This is a genomic window from Rhodococcus sp. NPDC076796 (genome assembly GCF_040702765.1).
Classification (GTDB): Bacteria; Actinomycetota; Actinomycetes; order Mycobacteriales; family Mycobacteriaceae; genus Rhodococcoides.
Genome location: NZ_JBFBMS010000003.1, coordinates 725,725 through 743,565, shown reverse-complemented (window position 1 = coordinate 743,565; position 17,841 = coordinate 725,725). Strand labels below are relative to the sequence as shown.

At 65.6% G+C, this 17,841-nt stretch carries 16 protein-coding genes; 8 read left to right on the top strand and 8 right to left on the bottom strand.

The window, feature by feature from the left end; genetic code table 11:
• Window positions 1-16: 16 nt before the first annotated feature.
• Genes AB0366_RS13720 through AB0366_RS13710 form a run of 3 tightly spaced genes read right to left on the bottom strand, consistent with a single transcriptional unit; the run spans window position 17 to window position 4,320 of the window.
• Complete coding sequence (locus AB0366_RS13720) at window positions 17-1,390, bottom strand: condensation domain-containing protein (protein WP_366244345.1); 1,374 nt, start codon at window positions 1,388-1,390, stop codon at window positions 17-19.
• Window positions 1,368-2,825 carry a condensation domain-containing protein gene (locus AB0366_RS13715; RefSeq protein WP_366244344.1) on the bottom strand — a complete coding sequence of 486 codons (1,458 nt, stop codon included), beginning with the start codon at window positions 2,823-2,825 and terminating at the stop codon, window positions 1,368-1,370. The genes AB0366_RS13720 and AB0366_RS13715 overlap by 23 nt, the downstream gene beginning before the upstream one ends.
• Before the next feature lie 46 nt (window positions 2,826-2,871).
• On the bottom strand, window positions 2,872-4,320 hold the full coding sequence (locus AB0366_RS13710) for a condensation domain-containing protein (RefSeq protein WP_366244343.1): 1,449 nt from the start codon (window positions 4,318-4,320) through the stop codon (window positions 2,872-2,874).
• A gap of 602 nt (window positions 4,321-4,922) precedes the next feature.
• Here AB0366_RS13710 and AB0366_RS13705 point away from each other — a divergent pair.
• Window positions 4,923-6,230, top strand: a complete 1,308-nt coding sequence (locus tag AB0366_RS13705) for a hypothetical protein (protein WP_366244342.1) — start codon at window positions 4,923-4,925, stop codon at window positions 6,228-6,230.
• Window positions 6,231-6,235: 5 nt separating this feature from the next.
• On the opposite strand, the gene AB0366_RS13700 is transcribed toward AB0366_RS13705, so the two are convergent.
• A complete protein-coding gene (locus AB0366_RS13700; RefSeq protein ID WP_366244341.1) occupies window positions 6,236-7,501 on the bottom strand; it encodes a glycosyltransferase in 1,266 nt (421 codons plus the stop codon).
• A gap of 155 nt (window positions 7,502-7,656) precedes the next feature.
• On the opposite strand from AB0366_RS13700, the gene AB0366_RS13695 reads away from it, so the two are divergent.
• Both AB0366_RS13695 and AB0366_RS13690 read left to right on the top strand, forming a co-directional pair.
• Window positions 7,657-9,042, top strand: a complete 1,386-nt coding sequence (locus AB0366_RS13695) for a hypothetical protein (RefSeq protein ID WP_366244340.1) — start codon at window positions 7,657-7,659, stop codon at window positions 9,040-9,042.
• Window positions 9,043-9,156: 114 nt separating this feature from the next.
• The gene (locus AB0366_RS13690; RefSeq protein ID WP_366244338.1) at window positions 9,157-9,600 is read left to right on the top strand and encodes a flavodoxin domain-containing protein; all 444 of its coding nucleotides are present in this window, start codon (window positions 9,157-9,159) and stop codon (window positions 9,598-9,600) included.
• 48 nt (window positions 9,601-9,648) lie between these two features.
• Here AB0366_RS13690 and AB0366_RS13685 read toward each other — a convergent pair whose 3' ends face one another.
• From AB0366_RS13685 to AB0366_RS13675, 3 genes are read right to left on the bottom strand one after another with little or no spacing between them, the layout of a single operon-like run.
• Window positions 9,649-10,317, bottom strand: a complete 669-nt coding sequence (locus AB0366_RS13685; RefSeq protein WP_366244337.1) for a Maf family nucleotide pyrophosphatase — start codon at window positions 10,315-10,317, stop codon at window positions 9,649-9,651.
• Window positions 10,314-10,562: an acyl-CoA carboxylase subunit epsilon gene (locus AB0366_RS13680; protein WP_366244336.1), complete on the bottom strand. Its 249-nt coding sequence runs from the start codon at window positions 10,560-10,562 to the stop codon at window positions 10,314-10,316. The genes AB0366_RS13685 and AB0366_RS13680 overlap by 4 nt, the downstream gene beginning before the upstream one ends.
• A 23-nt stretch (window positions 10,563-10,585) precedes the next feature.
• On the bottom strand, window positions 10,586-12,226 hold the full coding sequence (locus AB0366_RS13675; RefSeq protein WP_121870305.1) for an acyl-CoA carboxylase subunit beta: 1,641 nt from the start codon (window positions 12,224-12,226) through the stop codon (window positions 10,586-10,588).
• A 96-nt stretch (window positions 12,227-12,322) separates the two neighbouring features.
• Between AB0366_RS13675 and AB0366_RS13670 the strand changes: the two genes are divergently transcribed.
• From AB0366_RS13670 to AB0366_RS13655, 4 genes are read left to right on the top strand one after another with little or no spacing between them, the layout of a single operon-like run.
• Window positions 12,323-13,159, top strand: coding sequence for a biotin--[acetyl-CoA-carboxylase] ligase (locus AB0366_RS13670; protein ID WP_121872537.1), 837 nt, complete (start codon window positions 12,323-12,325; stop codon window positions 13,157-13,159).
• Window positions 13,160-13,206: 47 nt separating this feature from the next.
• The gene (locus tag AB0366_RS13665) at window positions 13,207-13,806 is read left to right on the top strand and encodes a PH domain-containing protein (protein WP_237669608.1); all 600 of its coding nucleotides are present in this window, start codon (window positions 13,207-13,209) and stop codon (window positions 13,804-13,806) included.
• A 39-nt stretch (window positions 13,807-13,845) separates the two neighbouring features.
• On the top strand, window positions 13,846-14,526 hold the full coding sequence (locus AB0366_RS13660) for a response regulator transcription factor (protein WP_121872536.1): 681 nt from the start codon (window positions 13,846-13,848) through the stop codon (window positions 14,524-14,526).
• 6 nt (window positions 14,527-14,532) lie between these two features.
• Window positions 14,533-15,852, top strand: a complete 1,320-nt coding sequence (locus AB0366_RS13655; protein ID WP_366244333.1) for a HAMP domain-containing sensor histidine kinase — start codon at window positions 14,533-14,535, stop codon at window positions 15,850-15,852.
• A 5-nt stretch (window positions 15,853-15,857) separates the two neighbouring features.
• On the opposite strand, the gene AB0366_RS13650 is transcribed toward AB0366_RS13655, so the two are convergent.
• The gene (locus tag AB0366_RS13650) at window positions 15,858-16,418 is read right to left on the bottom strand and encodes a GtrA family protein (RefSeq protein WP_183130195.1); all 561 of its coding nucleotides are present in this window, start codon (window positions 16,416-16,418) and stop codon (window positions 15,858-15,860) included.
• Window positions 16,419-16,565: 147 nt separating this feature from the next.
• Between AB0366_RS13650 and AB0366_RS13645 the strand changes: the two genes are divergently transcribed.
• Window positions 16,566-17,819 (top strand): 5-(carboxyamino)imidazole ribonucleotide synthase, encoded by a 1,254-nt coding sequence (locus AB0366_RS13645; protein WP_121870301.1) that lies wholly within the window; start codon window positions 16,566-16,568, stop codon window positions 17,817-17,819.
• Window positions 17,820-17,841 lie beyond the last annotated feature (22 nt).

Here is a 17,841-nt window from a genome sequence, read left to right as displayed (position 1 = left end):
ATGCGGAATCGGTTCGTCAGGGCGTCAGGGCAGCGATGTCGGGCTTCGTTGTGGAGGCGCGCATGAGGGCGACGAGTTCGGCGGTGAACGCATCCATCACCGAGTGTGCCGCTGCAGTGTCGGGAAATCGTGACCGCAGGGCCAGGCCCGATGTGGTGCGGGAGACCCAGAACTGTGCGTCGTCGGACACCGTGGCGTTGCTGATGTGGTGCGCATCGGTTCGATCGAAGCGTTCGTGCCCACCGATTCTGGTGTAGTCGATGTAGGACACCATGAACACGTCTCGACGCGACAACGTGAAGGCCTCACCCAGGTTGTTCAGCACCTGGGGGATCGGAACGGTGCTCAGCGGTAGTGCAACGCGAAACGCGGTGTGGGCCGCGGTGATCGTGTCCGTGAGGTCGCGTTCGACCTCCACGGTCATGGGAGCGTTGGTGGTGAACCAGCCCAGTGCTCGCGAGAATTGCTGCTGATGGCGGGTGTGCAACGGGAACAGGAACGGCACACGGCTCGGCCCGCCGATGCCGACGCACGCCTGCCCGATCGCAGCTACGACGCCGGCGAACATTCCGGCTCCGGACCGGGCACAGAGCTGCTCGAAGCCGAGGGTGTGCTGCGCGTCGAGTAGGGAAGTGACAGTCGTTGCCTGAGGCGCGGTTTCACCCTCGGCGACGCCGAGGTCGAGCGGGAAGCGCGGCGTGGTGCCCCCGCACTCGGTGAGGAAGTTCGACCACCGCACCATGCGCTCGTCCGTTGGGTCGACGAGTGGCTGGGTTGCTTCGACGCGGCAGTACTCGACGAACCCGCCGACCGGAGGCAGGTCTGCTTCCGGGTTCGACGGGCAGCGGCGGTAGGCGTCGTACAGGGTGTGGATCTCGTCGACCACGACGGCGATCGACATAGCGTCGACGTTGGAGTGGTCGAATGCGCACAGAATCGTCGAGGTGTCCGGCCGGTCGATTCCGAAACAGGTGTACGACGGGAATCGTCGTGCATCGCAGTGCAGTTCGAGTGTGCTTCGGAGATGATTCCGGAGCGTCGAGGCCGACGAGAAGGTGGTTCGAGTGGATTGCCTCATCTGCACCGAACCCGGTTCGTAGACCGTCCGCTCGATTCCGGCCGCCACGCGAACGAAGGAACTGCGCAGGGTGTCGTGGCGGTCGATCAGGTGCTCGAAGGCCCACCCGAGTGCCCGAGTATCGAGGCTACCCTCCACCTCGAAGGCTCCGGCTATCCAGACGCGCTCGGCCTCGTCCAGATCACCGAGGTGAAACCGTTGGTTGAACGACGGTGGAATCGGTGACGGCTGCGGCTCCCCGGTGACGACGGCGGTGAACTCGACGACCGTGCCCGCGCGTGGTGTGTACTCAGTGATCGAGGTGACCCGCACCGGCCGGCTCCTGAACGAGATCGTCGAGCGTCAGGCTGTAGTCACCTTCGCGTGCAATGGTTTCCAATACGTGCGCCAGATGATCGTGGTACCGCTTCACCGCTGCGGCGGCAACGTCGGTATCGGGAGTCTGGGCCACCAGGTACAGGTGCTCACCGTCTCGGTTGATCCACATCGATGCGTTCGACGTCGAGCCCTCACCGGTGAAATGCTCGGCGCGCGTGTCCGCGTCTCGCCCGACGCCGGGGAACCAGCGAAAGTCGATGTACGAGAGCATGTTCGGGCTCACTGCCAACTCGCTACCGAGAGTGCCGTCGGCGGCCAGAGCGCCCAGTACGGCGTGCACCGGGGCCTCCGCGATCTGCTTGGCCTGCTCGAAGCCGCGGTGGGCCAGAACGGCGACGTCGGCGAAGGTGTCGTTTCCTGCCACCTCGAACGCGACCGGAGCGAAATTGACGAACCACCCCTGGGATTGTCCGTAGTCACCGTGGTGCCGGGTACTGAGCACTGTGATCCCGAAGTAGTCGGTGTTTCCGGCCAATTCGAAGTCGGTGATCCCGACGGCGGCGAATATGCCGCTGCTCATCCGGGCCCCGGCGGCCTTGCATGCGGCGTCGAAGGCGGCAGTCAGTTCTTTGCTCAACAGGTCGCGTTCGACGATCCGAACCGGAGCTTTCTCGCCCGGCGCGAGTCCGAGGTCGAGCGGGAACCGAGGCATTCGGCCGTCGTGCCGGGTGAAAATGTCTCGCCAAGCGGCGATTTCGGGCGAATCGGCCCCGAACGTCGCGGCCCGCGTCCGCTCGTCGGCCGCGTAGACCAGATGGCTACCTGCCTCCGCCGGGATCGGTACGTCCGCACCGGTCTCCAGCGCATACAGATCGGCCAACTCGCTGATGACCAACGCCTGCGAGCCGCCGTCGGTGAATGCGTGATCTGCGCCGTAGTACAAGGTGAAGCTGCCGGGCCTGGCCACGACGCCGACGACGAATCCGGGCCAGGCGTCCGCGGTCGCCTCGGACGAAAAGCGCCCACGTACGTACCGTTGGAATTCGTCGTCGTCCGTCGCTTCTCCGGCGTCGGACACTTCGAACGCCGCGACCTCGGGTGGAGCGAGATGCCGAACGACGTCGTTTCCCTCGACCTCGAACCAGCATCGAAGACCCTCGTGCCGCAGCACGTAGGCGGCCAGCGCGCGGCTCATCGCGTCGGTGTCCACGTCACCGTCGATCTCGGTTGCCACCCCGGTGTACGCGGTGTGAACATCGCCGCGTTCGCGGGCCGCCCACGCGGCCTTCAGGTGGTCCTCCTGGAGAAACGAGGCCGGAGCCGAATCGACAGGAGCCGCTTCGGCACTCGCCCGGGCAGCCGAAGTGGGGTGCCATTCGAGCAGCCGGCCGGGAGCAGGATTCCACCTGCCCATAGCGGTGATGATCATCGTCGCTTCATCCTCCTCGAAAAGGGCCGCGGGCTGATTCGATGGCTCACTCTGCGGCGACGGTCACCGACCGAGAGGCCGACGTGAGCACCGTATCGGTACCACCGTCGGAGTCGATCACTGCCGTCAACACCGCGACGAACTCGGTGATGAAGCGGTGGACGTTGGTGGACGCGACGTCCGAGCTGGGGAATCGAGCGGAGATGTTGAGCCCTTGGAGCGTCCGGTTGACCCAGAAGTAGACCTCGTCGTCGGCGTGGCAGTTGCTCCGCAGAGCCCGACCCTTTCGGCCCTGCCACTGCTCGGCGTCCGGGAGGAACCGAAGGTCGATGTAGGACACCACGAATCTAGGAATTTCCGTCGATTCGAGGATCTGAGCGATCTTCGAGTACGGCATACGCGCCAACCCCTTGTTGGCCGCGCCTGCAGTTGCCGCCGCCTCCAGCGCCTCCCCGAACGTGTGAGCGTTGTCGAGCTCGATCTCCATGGGCAGAATTCCGACGTACCAGCCGACCGCCGCGGCCCACTTCTGTTCGTCTCTGGTGTGCATCGGCATCACGGTGCGCAACGTCGTACGGCCGGACAGGCGGACGTTGGTCAGCGCCAGAGCGGCCAGTATCCCGGCCTGCATGTTGTACCCGCCGGCGCGGCATGCGGCGTTGAAGGCATCCGACTGTTCGGCGGTCAGCAGCCAGGACGAGATGCTGCTCTGCGCGGCCGGGCCGGTGCCGGTGAGCGAACGGTCGACCGAGACCGGAAGCGGAAACGCGGGGAAGCGTCCGTCCTCGACGGCCAGGAAGTCCTGCCAGGTGCGCACGGCGCTGTGGTCACCGGTCAGCGTCTCACCGAGGGCCCTCTCGGACTCGCTGAAGTCGACATAGCTGCCCACTTCGGGCAACTCCGGGTCGATGCCTTCGAGGGCGTGTGCGTAGAGCCGGTCGATCTCGTTGATGGCGTAGATCTGGCTGTAGGCGTCCATCACCGAGTGGTCGGCAGCGAACGCGAGCAGGAACGACTCTCCTGGCCCGTTCGAGAGAGCACGTGAGGCATCGTCCGGTTCGATGGTGGCGAGGACGAAGTGCGGCCATGCCGTCGGAGACACGGTTTCGCCGAACCAGGAGTGCAGATGGCTGAAGACCTGAGTCTCGGTCCGAGGTTCGGTGTGTGCCCGGTCGATCACCTGCACCGCATCTGTCGGTGCGGTGTAACGCAGCCAGGAACCGGATTCCTCGTCCCGCCGAACCTTGGTCCGAAATGCCTCGTGACGGCCCATGTATGCGGCGATGGTTGCGCGCACTGCCTCGACGTCGTAGCGGCGATGAATCTCGAACACCGTGCCGATCCACGAGCCCGGTGCGCTTCGCTCGCAATGGTCCTGGTGCGTGAACGACAGCCCGCGGGGGTCCGGTGCCCAACGGTCGTCCTCGACGCGGGGGACCCACTCGGTCAGGCGACCGGCGGGGAGGGGGTAGTCGGCGAGTTCGGTGTATTCCATGGGAGTCCTCTTCCGTTCCGGGCTCGGTCGGCGGTGTGCGGCGTTGGTTCGGTATTTCACGTTCGATTACGGTCGAGTCGATCGTGTAAACCTGTCAGCGGTGCTGGTTCAGTCGATCAGTCGTTTATCCGATTGCTGTTGGATTGCTGTTTGATTGCTGCTTTCCGCATTGAAAGAACAACGTCATTGCCGTCGACCCGAAGTGAGATCAGCACTCACGATAGGGCGAAAGCGAAATTATTTCGCGACGCAAAAAAGTAATACTTCTCACTGTCGAGCGTCTTGACCCGCCGGTCTCCGATCAGGAGTCGTCGGTGTGTCCGATTGTCGTATCCTACGATCGGATCACTGATTTTGCTGGTCGTAGTGATGACAGTTCACAGTCGGAGCGTGATGCGGACTGCCTCATAGGTCGGCGCACGACCTACGTCACTGAATGGCCCGAACATGGTGAGGGACACAATCAGGTCCCCTTTTTGTGCATCTATTGCCGAATGTGAATGCATCGGTGGTGGCGAATTGACACCGCTGCCCCTGTTTCTCCCATGTAGTAGGTTCGGCGCGTGACTCGAATTGGATTTGCCGATCACCTATTCTTGCGAATGCATCACGGCATCGGATATCCCGTCTACAACCAGTTCCTGTGGTGGTTCGACGAATCCGTCCAGCGAATCGACCTGGAAAAACTACGGGACAACCTGTCCGACGGTCTGCTCGCGCGCCGAGTGGTCGCGTCGACGGTGCCTGGTGCCCGCGATCGATGGGTCGCCTCGAACGTCTCCCATTCACTGGATTTTCACCCACACTTCATCGAATCGACCGACGTGTTGGCCTGGGCCGACGGCTGCCTCGATCGCGACATCGATCCCGAGACCGGGCTCGGTTGGCGACTGGCAGCGGCACCGTTGGCGAACGGAGGGACGGTGCTGTCGTTGGTCGCTTCGCACATGGTCGCCGACGGCGGCGCCCTGATCGCCGCGTTCGGTGCTGCCAATTCATCGTCCGAGCAACCTCGATCGGTTCCGGCGGCGGACGGCATCGCCGCGGCAATCGGCTCGGACCTACGAGACGCCGTGGAGCAGGCGTGGTCCGTCGCCGGCTGGTTGGTGAACACCGCGGCGTCCGCACTCCCGATTCCCACCCGACCCGGTCCGGACGCTGCTGTCCCGCGCTCGCAGCCGACTCGCTCGCAGCCGACCGCCGGGGCGGTGAACGCCGACTGGGTATCGCCCCACGCGGTGGCAGAGGTGGACGCAGATGCCTGGAAAGCAACCGCCCAGCGATGGGGTGGCACGTCGAACTCCCTGTTCATCGCGGTCCTCACGGCAGCCTCCGGGCAGGCCGGGCGAGCCTCGATCGGAGACTCGGTGCAGTGGTCACTGCCGGTCAGCGATCGCACCGCCGACGACACCCGCTCCAATGCCACCAAGATCGTCAAGATCGAGGTCCCCGTCACCGACGCGGCCGACCGCGATCTGTCGACGATTCGGACAACCAGCAAGGCGGCGTTCACCGCCTTCGCTGCGAGGCAGGCTGCCGGTCTGCCGCCCGCAGGCATCTCGCAGGCCCTCGTGCAGATGCTGCCCGACGCCGTGGTCGCGCGTGTTCCGCAACCGCGTGACGGCGCGGAAGGTCTGGCGTCGAACCTGGGTGTTCTGCCCGAGGTCTTCACCACGGTGGCCGGTATTCGAGCTCGCGCAGTATCGGGCAGAGCGACCTTCGCGGGTGCCGACGCCGCGTTCGCGCGGTCGTTGGACGGTGGCCTCACGGCGTGGGTGTGCGAGACGGGCGCGAGCGTCACCGTGACCGTCCACGCCATGGATCCCGATCGATTCGCCGACGACCAGGCGCTGCGTGACCACCTGGCGGAGGCGCTCGGTCGCTGGGAATTGACTGCGCGCTTCTGGTGAGTGCGTCAGCGGTTCCGCGCTGCCGCCTCGGTGATGTCGGCAGCTGCGGCCACCGCTGTTGTGGTCGGGGCGACGGTGTCGGCGAGTCGGCGTGCCGCCTGCCTGGCTCGGTCGGTGGTGATATCGGAAATGCCCTGCTGTAGAACGGATTCGGTCAACGCCGAGAATTTCGTGCTGGTCCCAGCTCCGATCCGGCGCAGCGCGGCTCCCCAGAACGGCTGATCGGCGCTGAACCAGCAGACGAGCGTCGGCACTCCGGCCCGCGCCGTCGCGGCCGTGGTACCCGCGCCGCCGTGGTGGACCGCAGCCAGGCAGCGCGGCAGAATGCTCGCATGATCGACGGACTCGACGATAATGATGTTCGAGTTCGACTGGGCGGCACCAGGATCGGCACCGGCAAGGTCGCTCCAGCCGGCACAGACGAGAGCGCGAACGCCCAGCCGCCCGGTCACGTTCTCGATCATGCGCAACAGCGCCGTGGGATCGGGCACGGGCATGCTGCCGAATCCGAAGTACACCGGCGCGGAGCCCGCCTGCAGCCATCGTTCGAGCGCGGGATCGGCGTCGACGCGAACGCTGCTGAGCCCCAGGAATCCGACGAACGGCCGTTGCGGGCCCCACTGTTCGGCGAGCCCAGGAAACAGTGCCGACTCGTAGGCCTGAATCTCCACTCCGCCGTAGCGTTCGGATCGAACGGGCAGTGAATTCCTCGTCGGTGCCAGGCCAAGAGACACTCGCTGCGCATTTTCGCGAGCCTTCATGGACTTCCAGCGCATCGACTCCGCCAGCGCCCACATCGATCGATTGACGTATCCGGGCAACGCGACACCCGGGGTCACGGGCACCACGTCGTTGCGTCGAAGCGGGCAATAATGGAGTGCCACAAAGGCATTGCCCGCCGACTCCGCCATGTTGAACGCCATCTCCTGCCCCAGTGAACCGGTGACGATCGCGTCGCAACCCTGGGCCATCCGTTCGAGTTCGGTGGTCATCCGATCCCAGCCGTGATTGGCCAGTTCCGCGAGTGCCGCCATCCTGGTTCGCGGGTTACGCGACTTGATGCGCACCCTGATCAACTCCGACTCCAACAGCCGCTGGGTGTCGGGCCCGAACGAGACCACGCTGACGCGTTCGGACTCAGCCGTTTTCGCGCGAGCGAACTCCATCAGATTGGGTGGTGCGCCGAACACCACGTCGTGTCCGCGATCCGCGAGCTCTACGCCGAGTGCAAGACCGGGCGTCACGTCACCGCGACTGCCGTTGAATGGCATCACGAACTTCATAGGGTCACTCGCAGTCGCGTCGGCGTGGAAAACGTCCTCAACCTATCAGTCCCGCCCGCCGCAGTCCGGGTCGGAAAACATATGGCGGGAAACACATTTGCGGCCCACCTGCGTCCGCACTCGCGCAGCGATAGTCTCGCGTGGTGGAAAGACTGACGTACGACGACGACCTGTTCCTCCGCATGGAATGCGTTCTCGGGGTACCCGTGGTGAACCAGATCGTCTGGCGGTTCGACCGCGCCGTCGCACCGGACGCGCTCCGATCGATGTGGCGAATGCTCGCCTCGGGCCCCATCGATCGAACCGTTCGGCGGGCCCGGGTGCCCGGAGCCCGTGACAGCTGGACCGCAGCGCGTCGATCCGCCGATCCCGTGGTCATCGGATCACCGATCGCCCGCGCGGCGGTCGACAGGTGGATCGAGGACGAGGCCGCGGTGTCGTTGGACCCGATCGGGGGACCGGCGTGGCGATTGTCGGCCACCTCGGTGGACGACGGCGGCACGGTCGTGTCGTTGGTCGGCTCTCACGTCGTCGGCGACGGCGGAGCCCTCACCAGCGCGGCCGCGGCCGCACTGGCCGGACACGCTGTTCCCGACGATTTCGCGCGGGTCGGGCTCGATGACGGTTCCGCGTCCGCGTCGGTGATCTCGCGCGCCGATCTGTTCGATGGTGTCGGCCGTGTCGGTGCGGCGCTCTCGGGTGCGGCACGAGCGCTCGGCCGCACCGCGGTGGAGGCGGTACGGGCACGATCCACGGCGTCCGCCGACCCGAGCGCGGGCATGCCGAACGGAAGCGGGACCGCTGCGGACCGTCCACGTGTGATCGTCGCACCTGCGGAGGGTGCGTGGACGCCGAGCACCGTCGTCGTCGATTGCCTGTCCGCGCAGTGGTCTGCTGCCGCGGCGAGCAAAGGCGGCAGTTCCAACAGTCTGCTGGTCGCGGTGGTGCTCGGCATCCTGACCGGGAGCGGCCGAGTGTCCACGGAGGACCGGGTACGCGTTGCCCTCCCGGTCAGTACCAGGACCGCGGGAGATCGACGCGCCAACGCGACATCCGGTGTTTCGATCCACGTCGACCCGGGTGCGGCGTACCTCGACGATCTCGGTGCGATTCGAGCGTCGAGCAAGCAGGCATTCAGGACCCAGGCCGATCGCACGGTCACGACGACGTTCGAGCTCCTCAAACCGCTGATGCAGTTGCTGCCCGACGCGATCGTGGCCAAACTCGCCGCGTCGGGCTCGGCTCCGCTGTGCCTGTGCTCGAATCTCGGTGCCAGAGGTGTTGCACTGCGCACCATCGGTGGTGTCGACGCCACCGCGGTGGCGATGAGGTCGATCACGCAGAACACCGACGTGGCCTTGCTGCGCCGCACCGGCGGTGGCGTCAGTGCCTGGTGGAACGAATCGGGAGAACGCGCGACCCTGTGCGTCACCGGGCTCGATCCGGACAGCTTTCCCAGCAAGGAACACCTGCGAGGGCTGGTGGAGGCGGAGTTCGATCGATGGGGCCTGACGCCCGAATTCTGGTGACCTCGAGACAAGTCACAACTGCATGCGAGGACGGATTTTCGACCGGATCGCCGGTGAGGCTATGCTTTCCGACTGTTCGAGTGTTCGGGCAGGTGTGAGAAAGGGGAGCGATCCATGGCAGTGGTCGTGTTGTTCGGGTCCGAGACCGGTACGGCCGAGGAGGTCGCCGACAAGATTGCGGACGTCCTCAGCGATCATGACGCCGAGGTACGCGACATGCTCGAGTACGAGGTGTCCGACATCGACACCGACGACTTCCACGTGGTCATCTGCTCCACCTACGGAGACGGAGAGCTCCCCACCGGGGCAGAACCCTTCTACGAAGCACTCGTCGAGGACGCGCCGGACCTCGCCGGACTGCAGTTCGCGGTGTTCGGACTGGGCGACCGGGTCTACGAGGACACGTTCAACCGCGGCGGCGAGATCATGGCCGAGAAGCTCACCGAACTCGGCGGCAAGCAGGTCGGCACCCACGCTCGGCACGACAGCTCGTCGAACATCAAGCCGAAGACGATGGCCGAGGAGTGGGCTCGCGAACTGATCGACCTGCTGCCCTGACGGTAGGAATCGGCTCCGATGGCCCAGCGGCCGGCGGAGCCGAAACGATCAGGACGCGGTTCCGTCCCACAGAGCGGCGAGAGACGTACCCACACGAGTGAGCAGGGTGCGCACCAGCGGTAGGCCTATCCCGATCACCGAGGACGGATCGCCCTCGATGCGGTCGACGAACCAGCCGCCGAGACCGTCCAGCGTGAACGCCCCCGCCACCGCCAGCGGTTCACCGGAGTCGAGGTAGGCCTCGAGGTCCACCGAGGACGGCGTCGCGAAATGCACGACGGTCGTGCTGTGCGCTGCGGCCTGCGCCACGACCACGCCGTCGGTCACCCGGAGCACAGCGTGGCCGGTCAGCAATTCGCCGCTGTTGCCCGCCATGGACTGCCATCGCTCGCGCGCCACCTCGACCGAGTGTGGCTTTCCGTGCAGCTCCCCGCCGATGGCCAACATCGAATCGCAACCGACGATCACCAGATCGTCGGTCGAATCCGCGAACGTCTCGGCCACCGCCGCAGCCTTGGCCCGGGCGAGTTCCGTGACCACCGTTTCCGAAGTCACCGACGGCCCCAGTGCTGCGGTCAACGCATCCTCGTCGACACCCGACACCCGGACGATCGGCTCCACCCCGGCACCGCGCAGCACCGACAGGCGCGCAGGCGACGCCGACGCCAGGACGAGACGAACAGCGCCAGGCACCGCGTCGGAGGACCGGAGCGTCACCGGGTGTGGCGGCCCGACGCGGCGTACGAATACGCCGACTGAGCCGCGAACCGGCGGTGCAGCAACTCCGGCGAACCCCACAGCTCACGGGGCCGAGAATCGCCCGTCGACTCCGATCCGCTCTGCGCAGCCGTCAGAACCGTCACCAGCGCGGCGAGTTCCTCGTCGCTCGGATTGCCCTTCACCACTCGAACGGCAGCGGGGGTCGGAGAGACCACCTCTTCGGGATTCGTTTCGGCGCTCACTGCGTCATGATTCGCTTCGCCGCTCATAGTGGGATGTTTCCGTGTTTCTTGGGTGGGAGGGTGACTTGTTTGCGTTCGAGTAGTCGTAGTGCGGTGACGATCTGGCCGCGGGTGTGGCTCGGGGGGATGACGGCGTCGAGGTAGCCGCGTTCGGCGGCGATGTAGGGGTTGACGAGGGTGTCCTCGTATTCCTGCTGCAGTGTCAGGCGGAGGGCGTCGACGTCTTCACCGTTCTTCGCGGCGTCGAGCAACTGTTTGCGGTAGACGAACCCGACGGCACCGGAGGCTCCCATGACCGCGATCTGCGCGGTGGGCCAGGCGAGGTTGACGTCGGCTCCCATGTGCTTGGATCCCATCACGTCGTACGCCCCGCCGTACGCTTTGCGGGTGATGACGGTGATCTTCCCGACGGTCGCTTCGCCGTAGGCGTAGAGCAGTTTCGCGCCGCGTCGGATGATGCCGTTGTATTCCTGGCCGGTGCCGGGCAGAAAGCCCGGTACGTCGACCAGGGTGATGATCGGGACGTTGAAGCAGTCGCAGGTGCGCACGAACCGCGCCGCTTTCTCGGAGGCGTCGATATCCAATGTGCCCGCGAACTGGGTGGGTTGGTTGGCCACGATCCCCACCGATCGGCCGTCGATGCGCCCGAACCCGACGATGATGTTGCGGGCCCTACCTTCCTGGACTTCGAGGAATTCGTCGTCGTCGAGGATCCGGGTGATGACCTCGTGCATGTCGTACGGAGTGTTCGGCGAGTCGGGGATCAGGGTGTCGAGTTCGAGATCCTCGGCAGTGAGCGAGTCCTCGATCGACCCGACAACGGGGTCCGAGGGTGCGGTGCGGGGGGCGTCGGCGCGATTGTTCGACGGCAGGTACGAGAGGAGGTCGCGGACGTAGTCGAGGGCGTCCTGTTCTCCGGAGGCGACGTAGTGTGCGACCCCGGATTTCTCCATGTGGGTTCTCGCGCCGCCGAGTTCTTCCATGGTGACGTTTTCGCCGGTGACGGTTTTGATGACGTCGGGTCCGGTGACGAACATCTGGCTCGTGCCGTCGACCATGACCACGAAGTCGGTCAACGCCGGGGAGTAGACGTGCCCGCCCGCGGCGGGTCCCATGATCACCGAGATCTGCGGGATCACCCCGGAGGCGCGGACGTTGCGGTGGAAGATCTCGCCGTACAGTCCGAGGGAGACGACCCCTTCCTGGATGCGGGCTCCGGCGCCTTCGTTGATGCCGACCAGGGGGCGTCCGGTTTTGACGGCCAGGTCCATGACCTTGACGATCTTCTCGCCGTAGATTTCCCCCAACGAGCCGCCGAAGACGGTCGCGTCCTGGGAGAACACGCACACATCGCGGCCGTCGACGGTGCCGTAGCCGGTGACGACACCGTCACCGAAGGGCCGGTTGTCGGCCAACCCGAAGTTCTGGGAGCGGTGCCTGGCCAGGGCGTCGAGTTCGACGAACGAGCCCTCGTCGAGCAGGGCGGTGATCCGCTCGCGGGCGGTCAGCTTGCCTTTGGCGTGGACCTTGTCCACCGCTGCCTCACCGGACGGAATCTCCGCAACCGCGAGACGTTTACGAAGATCGGCCAATTTACCCGCAGTGGTATGGATATCGGGGGCTTCGGCCGACCCGTGTGCAGTGGAATCCTGGACGCTGGTCATGGGGAACCACTTTAACTGCGAGTGTGATCTGCGCCCCGACCGAGGGTGGTTCGCCGAGGTCGTCGGCCTGTCGGACGAGCCCATATGCTGGTGCGCATGTGGACAAACCTCGACCGCCCACCACTGGACGTTCGCGCGCTTCGCCGGGCACTGGTGGACGGCCCGCAGGCCTCCTGGTCGCGGGTGGACGTGGTAGCGGAAACCGGTTCGACCAATGCCGACCTGATCGCGGGGGCAGCGAACTACGCCGACCGCACGGCACTGATCGCCGAACATCAGGACAGCGGACGCGGCAGGCACGCGCGACCGTTCTCCGGCGCGCCGCGGTCACAGATTCTGGTGTCGATGCTGCTGAAGTTCCCGGGAATCGATCCTGCGGTGCTCGGGTGGGTGTCGCTCATGACCGGAATCGCTCTGGTCGACGCGTTGCGCACCGTCGGTGAAGTCGATGCTCGACTGAAATGGCCCAACGACGTCCTCATCGGTGGCAAGAAGGTCTCGGGCATCCTGGCCGAGGTCGCCGCACACGGACCGTCGCCCACTGTCGTCATCGGTCTCGGAGTGAACGTGTCGATGACGGTCGACGAGCTGCCGGTACCCACGGCGACGTCACTGGCGCTGGAGGGGGCCGCGGTTCTCGACCGCGACACGTTGGTTCGGGCGATTCTGCGTGGAATGGCCGCCGAGGTGGACTCGTGGCGGGACTCGAACTGGAACACCGACGCCCTCGTCCACCGGTACCGGGAGAGGTGCGGCACCATCGGGCAGCGCGTGCGAGTCGATCTGCCCGGCGGCGACGAGAAGGTCGGAACCGCGGTCGACGTCGACGAGCACGGCCGGATCGTGATCGAGGTCGAGCAACCCGGGTCCGACCGGCCGTCGGTGCTGGCCGTAGCGGCCGGTGATGTCACTCATCTCCGACCTCTCTCGTGAGACCATATCGACTCGACGGAAGTCGTAGCGAGTAGTCAGGAGTGCACGTGGCTTATCCACAGGACGCGTTGGCCGACGAGGAAGAGCTCCTGCTTCATCATCACCCCCACTGGAAGATGCTCGTCCTGCCGTCGGTGACCTTCGTGCTCGTCACGGGCCTGGCAGGCGTCGGCCTCGGGGTCGCGAGTGCGCGGCTCGAATCGACCGCTGCGAACGTCGCCATGATCGCCACCGCTGTGCTGTGGGCGGCGATCGTCGTGTGGCGGTGCCTGGTGCCGCTGATCAGCTGGAAGTGCACGCACTTCATCGTCACCGATCGACGAGTGTTGATCAGGCAGGGCGTGCTCACCCACTCCGGCATCGACATTCCGATGAGCCGAATCAGCAACGTCCAGTTTCGACACGGACTGATCGACCGGATGTTGCGGACCGGCACGCTCATCATCGCCTCGGCATCGGACGATCCACTCGAGTTCGACGACATTCCGCACGTGCAACGAGTGCATTCCCTGCTCTACCAGCAGGTATTCGATTCGATGGAGTACCGCCGCGAATCCGTGCACGGCCGGGAGGCTGCGTTCGAGCCGATGCCCGAGGATTCGGCTGCCGAGTCCAAGCCCGGTTGGCGAGCTGGGAAACGCAGGTAACACAGGCTGTTCTCACCTTCGAACCGTATGGTGACCGATGTGACCGACGTGCTGCTTGCCGAAGACGACGAAGCCATCGCTGCGCCCCTGTCCCGAGCTCTCGGGCGTGAGGGCTACACGGTGACCGTCGAACAGACCGGCCCCGCAACCCTTCAGCGCGCGCTGGACGGAAAATTCGATCTGCTGATACTCGACCTCGGCCTACCGGGGATGGACGGCCTCGAAGTGTGTCGGCAGGTGCGTGCCAACCGATCCGAGGTTGCCGTACTCATGCTCACCGCACGAACCGACGAGGTCGACTTCGTGGTCGGTCTCGACGCCGGGGCCGACGACTACGTCGGCAAGCCCTTCCGGCTCGCCGAGCTCATGGCCCGCGTACGTGCGTTGCTTCGTCGCCGTGGTGCCGGGGAGGACTCCCCGATCGAGGTCGGTGCCATTCGCCTCGAACCCGCTGCTCGACGCGTCCTGGTCGGCGGCAGCGAGATATCTCTCGCCAACAAGGAATACGAGCTGCTCAAGGTTCTGCTCGACCATGCGGGCCAAGTCGTCTCTCGCGAAGTGATCCTGCGTGAGGTCTGGGGCGACGCGGAGCTGCGTGGATCGAAGACCCTCGACATGCACATGTCCTGGCTGCGTCGCAAGATCGGCGACGAGGGACCGGTGGCCGAGCGTCGTATCGCGACGGTGCGCGGCGTCGGCTTCCGTATCAACAGCGACTAGCGGTCGATGCGGCGTCGAATTCTGGTCTCGATTCTCGCTGTCGTCGTCATGACGGCGTTGCTGCTCGGTTTGCCGCTGATGTACACCGCTTGGTTGTGGGTGGAGGATTTCACGCGCAACGACCTGCAGGCACGCCTGGATCGAATGGCGGCGGAGATCATCTCGCAGGAAGGGTCGACCGGGCTGATCGAGGGCCAGCTCGACATCGGCTCGCTTCGGTTGGCGATCCCGCAGGGTGGCCGGCTCGTGGTCATCTACCCGACCCCCGAGGATGCCGCATCGCGCGCGGACATCGGACAGTCCTCCGTGCCTCGACCACTGGTGGAGTCGCTGTCGATGGGTACCTCGGGTTCGCTTCGGCTCGAAGTGCCGTCCGACGACATGCGTTCTCTTCAGCGTCAGGCGCTCGGAGCGGTGACCCTCGTCGTTCTCGCCTCTGCAATGGCAGGCACCGTCGTGGCCGTCGTGACAGCCAAGCGGCTGGCCGATCCGCTGCAGGATGTGGCGCGGCGAGCTGCTCGCCTGGCGGAGGGCGACTTCCGGCCGGACCCACGACGGCACGGCATCGCCGAGCTCGATCGGGTCTCGGAAGTTCTCGACTCGGCCACCGTCGAGATCGCCGGACGGCTGCAGCGTGAACACACGTTGGTTGCCGATGTCTCGCATCAGCTCCGCAGCCGCCTGACCGCTGTCCGCCTACGCCTGGACGAGATTTCCACGCACCCGGATCCGGCGGTGGTCGACGAGGCCAACGAGGCGATGGATCAGGTGGACCGACTGACCCTTGCCATCGACGAGCTCGTTCGATCCTCTCGTAGTGACGGCGCGGCCGACGCGCACGAGGTCTCGGTCGTCGAGGAACTGATCGGCACCATCGTCGAATGGCAGCGAAACTTCGAGGACGCGGGGCGGACCCTGGTGATCAAGGGTGACGTGGATCTGAAGGCCTCGGTGACCGGATCGCGGTTGCGCGAAGCGGTCTCGGTGCTGATCGACAATTCTCTGGTGCACGGGGACGGGGCGTGCACGGTGGCGGTTCGTGCCGTCTCGGCCGTCGAGAGCACCGAGAGACGCCGTGAACGACTGGTCTGTGTCGAGGTCTCGGACGAGGGGCCAGGGGTGAGCAACGAACTCGCTCCGCACATCTTCGACCGTGGATTCTCCGGAGCCGGTTCCACCGGTGTCGGGCTCGCTCTGGCCCGGGCCCTGATCGAGGCGGACGGCGGCAGGCTGGAATTGCAGCGACGCCGTCCCGCGCTCTTCTCGGTGTTCCTGCCTGCGTGGCGTGAACCGTCGCCTGCCGTGCCTCGACGCGAGCCGCGCTGAGCGTCTCAGGGTTGGTCGAGTGCGTCCGCTGCGTCGGTCGGGTCCTCGTTGCGTTCGGCGTCCACTTCCAGGATCGTCCGCGCGTTGTCCTCGGGAAAAGCGAAGCGGCGCAGTGCCCAGAACCGGAATGCCATTTGCAGCAGGTTGCCGATGATGTAGTTGAGGACGAAGTCGATGATGACCACCGTCGTCAGGGATTCGCTGGTGTCGCGAATGTCGAAGATGTTGTTCGCGATCCACAGGGGACCGGCTGCGATGAGCACGCCGATGCCGCTGATCGCGAAGAAGAGCAGTGCCTCGTGGTGTCGCTCGCGTCCGCCGCGATGCTTGAAGGCCCACTCGCGGTTGAGGAAGTAGCTGAGCAGGGTGGCGAGAACACCCGAGATGATCTTGGCGATCACGGGCTTCTGCTCGAGCACCGTCAGGCTCAGTGAGTAGAAGATGACGAGGTCGAAGACCATCGTCGTGCCACCCACGATGGCGAACTTGATCAGCTCACTGTGCCGAATCGCGAGATCCCGAATGGGCGTGGGTAAGCGTTGAAGCACGCTTGCGATCGTCGGCACAACGGTGAAGTCTACGAAACACACCCCGGTTTCGCCGAACCGAGGCTCTGATCATCAGGGTTTCCACAGGTCCTCGCCCAGCTTGCCGTCTTCCGTGCCAGACGCCGGGTCGGACCGAATGCGCGCGACATGACACCATGGTGAGCCGTGACAGGTACCGAACCGCGCCCCACTGCTGCGCGCCCGTCGTCGACCGGAATGCCCGTGGTGACGATGATCGGCGGCGGTCAGCTCGCCCGAATGACTCATCAGTCCGCGATCGAGCTCGGACAGACTCTTCGCGTCCTCGCCGCGGGGGCCGACGAGCCGGCAGCTCAGGTCAGCCCCGACGTCGTCTTCGGGCACCACGACGATCTCGATGCGCTGCGTACGGCCGCGACCGGTTCCAATGCGCTCACCTTCGATCACGAGCAGGTGCCCACCGAGCACCTCGAGACTCTCGTGGCAGAAGGCGTCAACGTACAACCGCCGCCGAGCGCGTTGATTTTCGCCCAGGACAAACTTCGGATGCGTCGCAAGCTCGCCGAACTCGGCGCGCCCGGCCCCGCCTACGCCGAGGTTTCGTGGGCGCAGGACGCGATCGCGTTCGGAGACGAGCACGGGTGGCCGGTGGTACTCAAGGCCGTTCGCGGCGGCTACGACGGGCGCGGAGTGTGGATGCCCGCCGACGCCGAGGAAGCCGAGGCGATCGTCACGGCCCAACTCGACCTGGGTGTACCGCTCATGGTGGAGGAGAAGGTCGCCATGCGCCGCGAGCTGTCGGCCATGGTTGCACGGTCGCCGTTCGGCCAGGGAGCTGCATGGCCCGTCGTGCAGACGGTGCAGCGCAACGGCCAATGCGCCGTCGTGCTGGCCCCGGCTCCCGACCTCGACGAGGACGTGGCCACGTTCGCAGGCAGGCTGGCCCTCGACATCGCAGGTGCGCTCGGTGTGGTCGGCGACCTCGCGGTCGAACTGTTCGAGACCACCTCGGGCAAGCTCCTGGTGAACGAACTCGCCATGCGACCCCACAACTCCGGTCACTGGACCATGGACGGGTGCCGCACCTCGCAGTTCGAGCAGCACCTACGTGCGGTACTCGACTACCCGCTCGGTGACACCGATCCACTCGCTCCGCTGACCGTGATGGCCAACATTCTGGGCGCGCCCGAGGCCCCCGAGATGACGATGGACGAGCGGCTGCATCACCTGTTCGCCCGCATGCCCGATGCAAAAGTGCATCTGTACGGCAAGAGTGAGCGCAAGGATCGCAAGATCGGCCACGTGAACATCCTGGGCGCGCAGTCGGGTTCGCTCGCCGACCCCGCCTACGTGGCCTCGGTGCGCGAGCGAGCCGAACGCGCAGCGCACTGGATGTCGCACGCCGAATGGACCGACGGATGGGACCCGCACGATGACTGACAACTCCACTCTCGATCCGGCC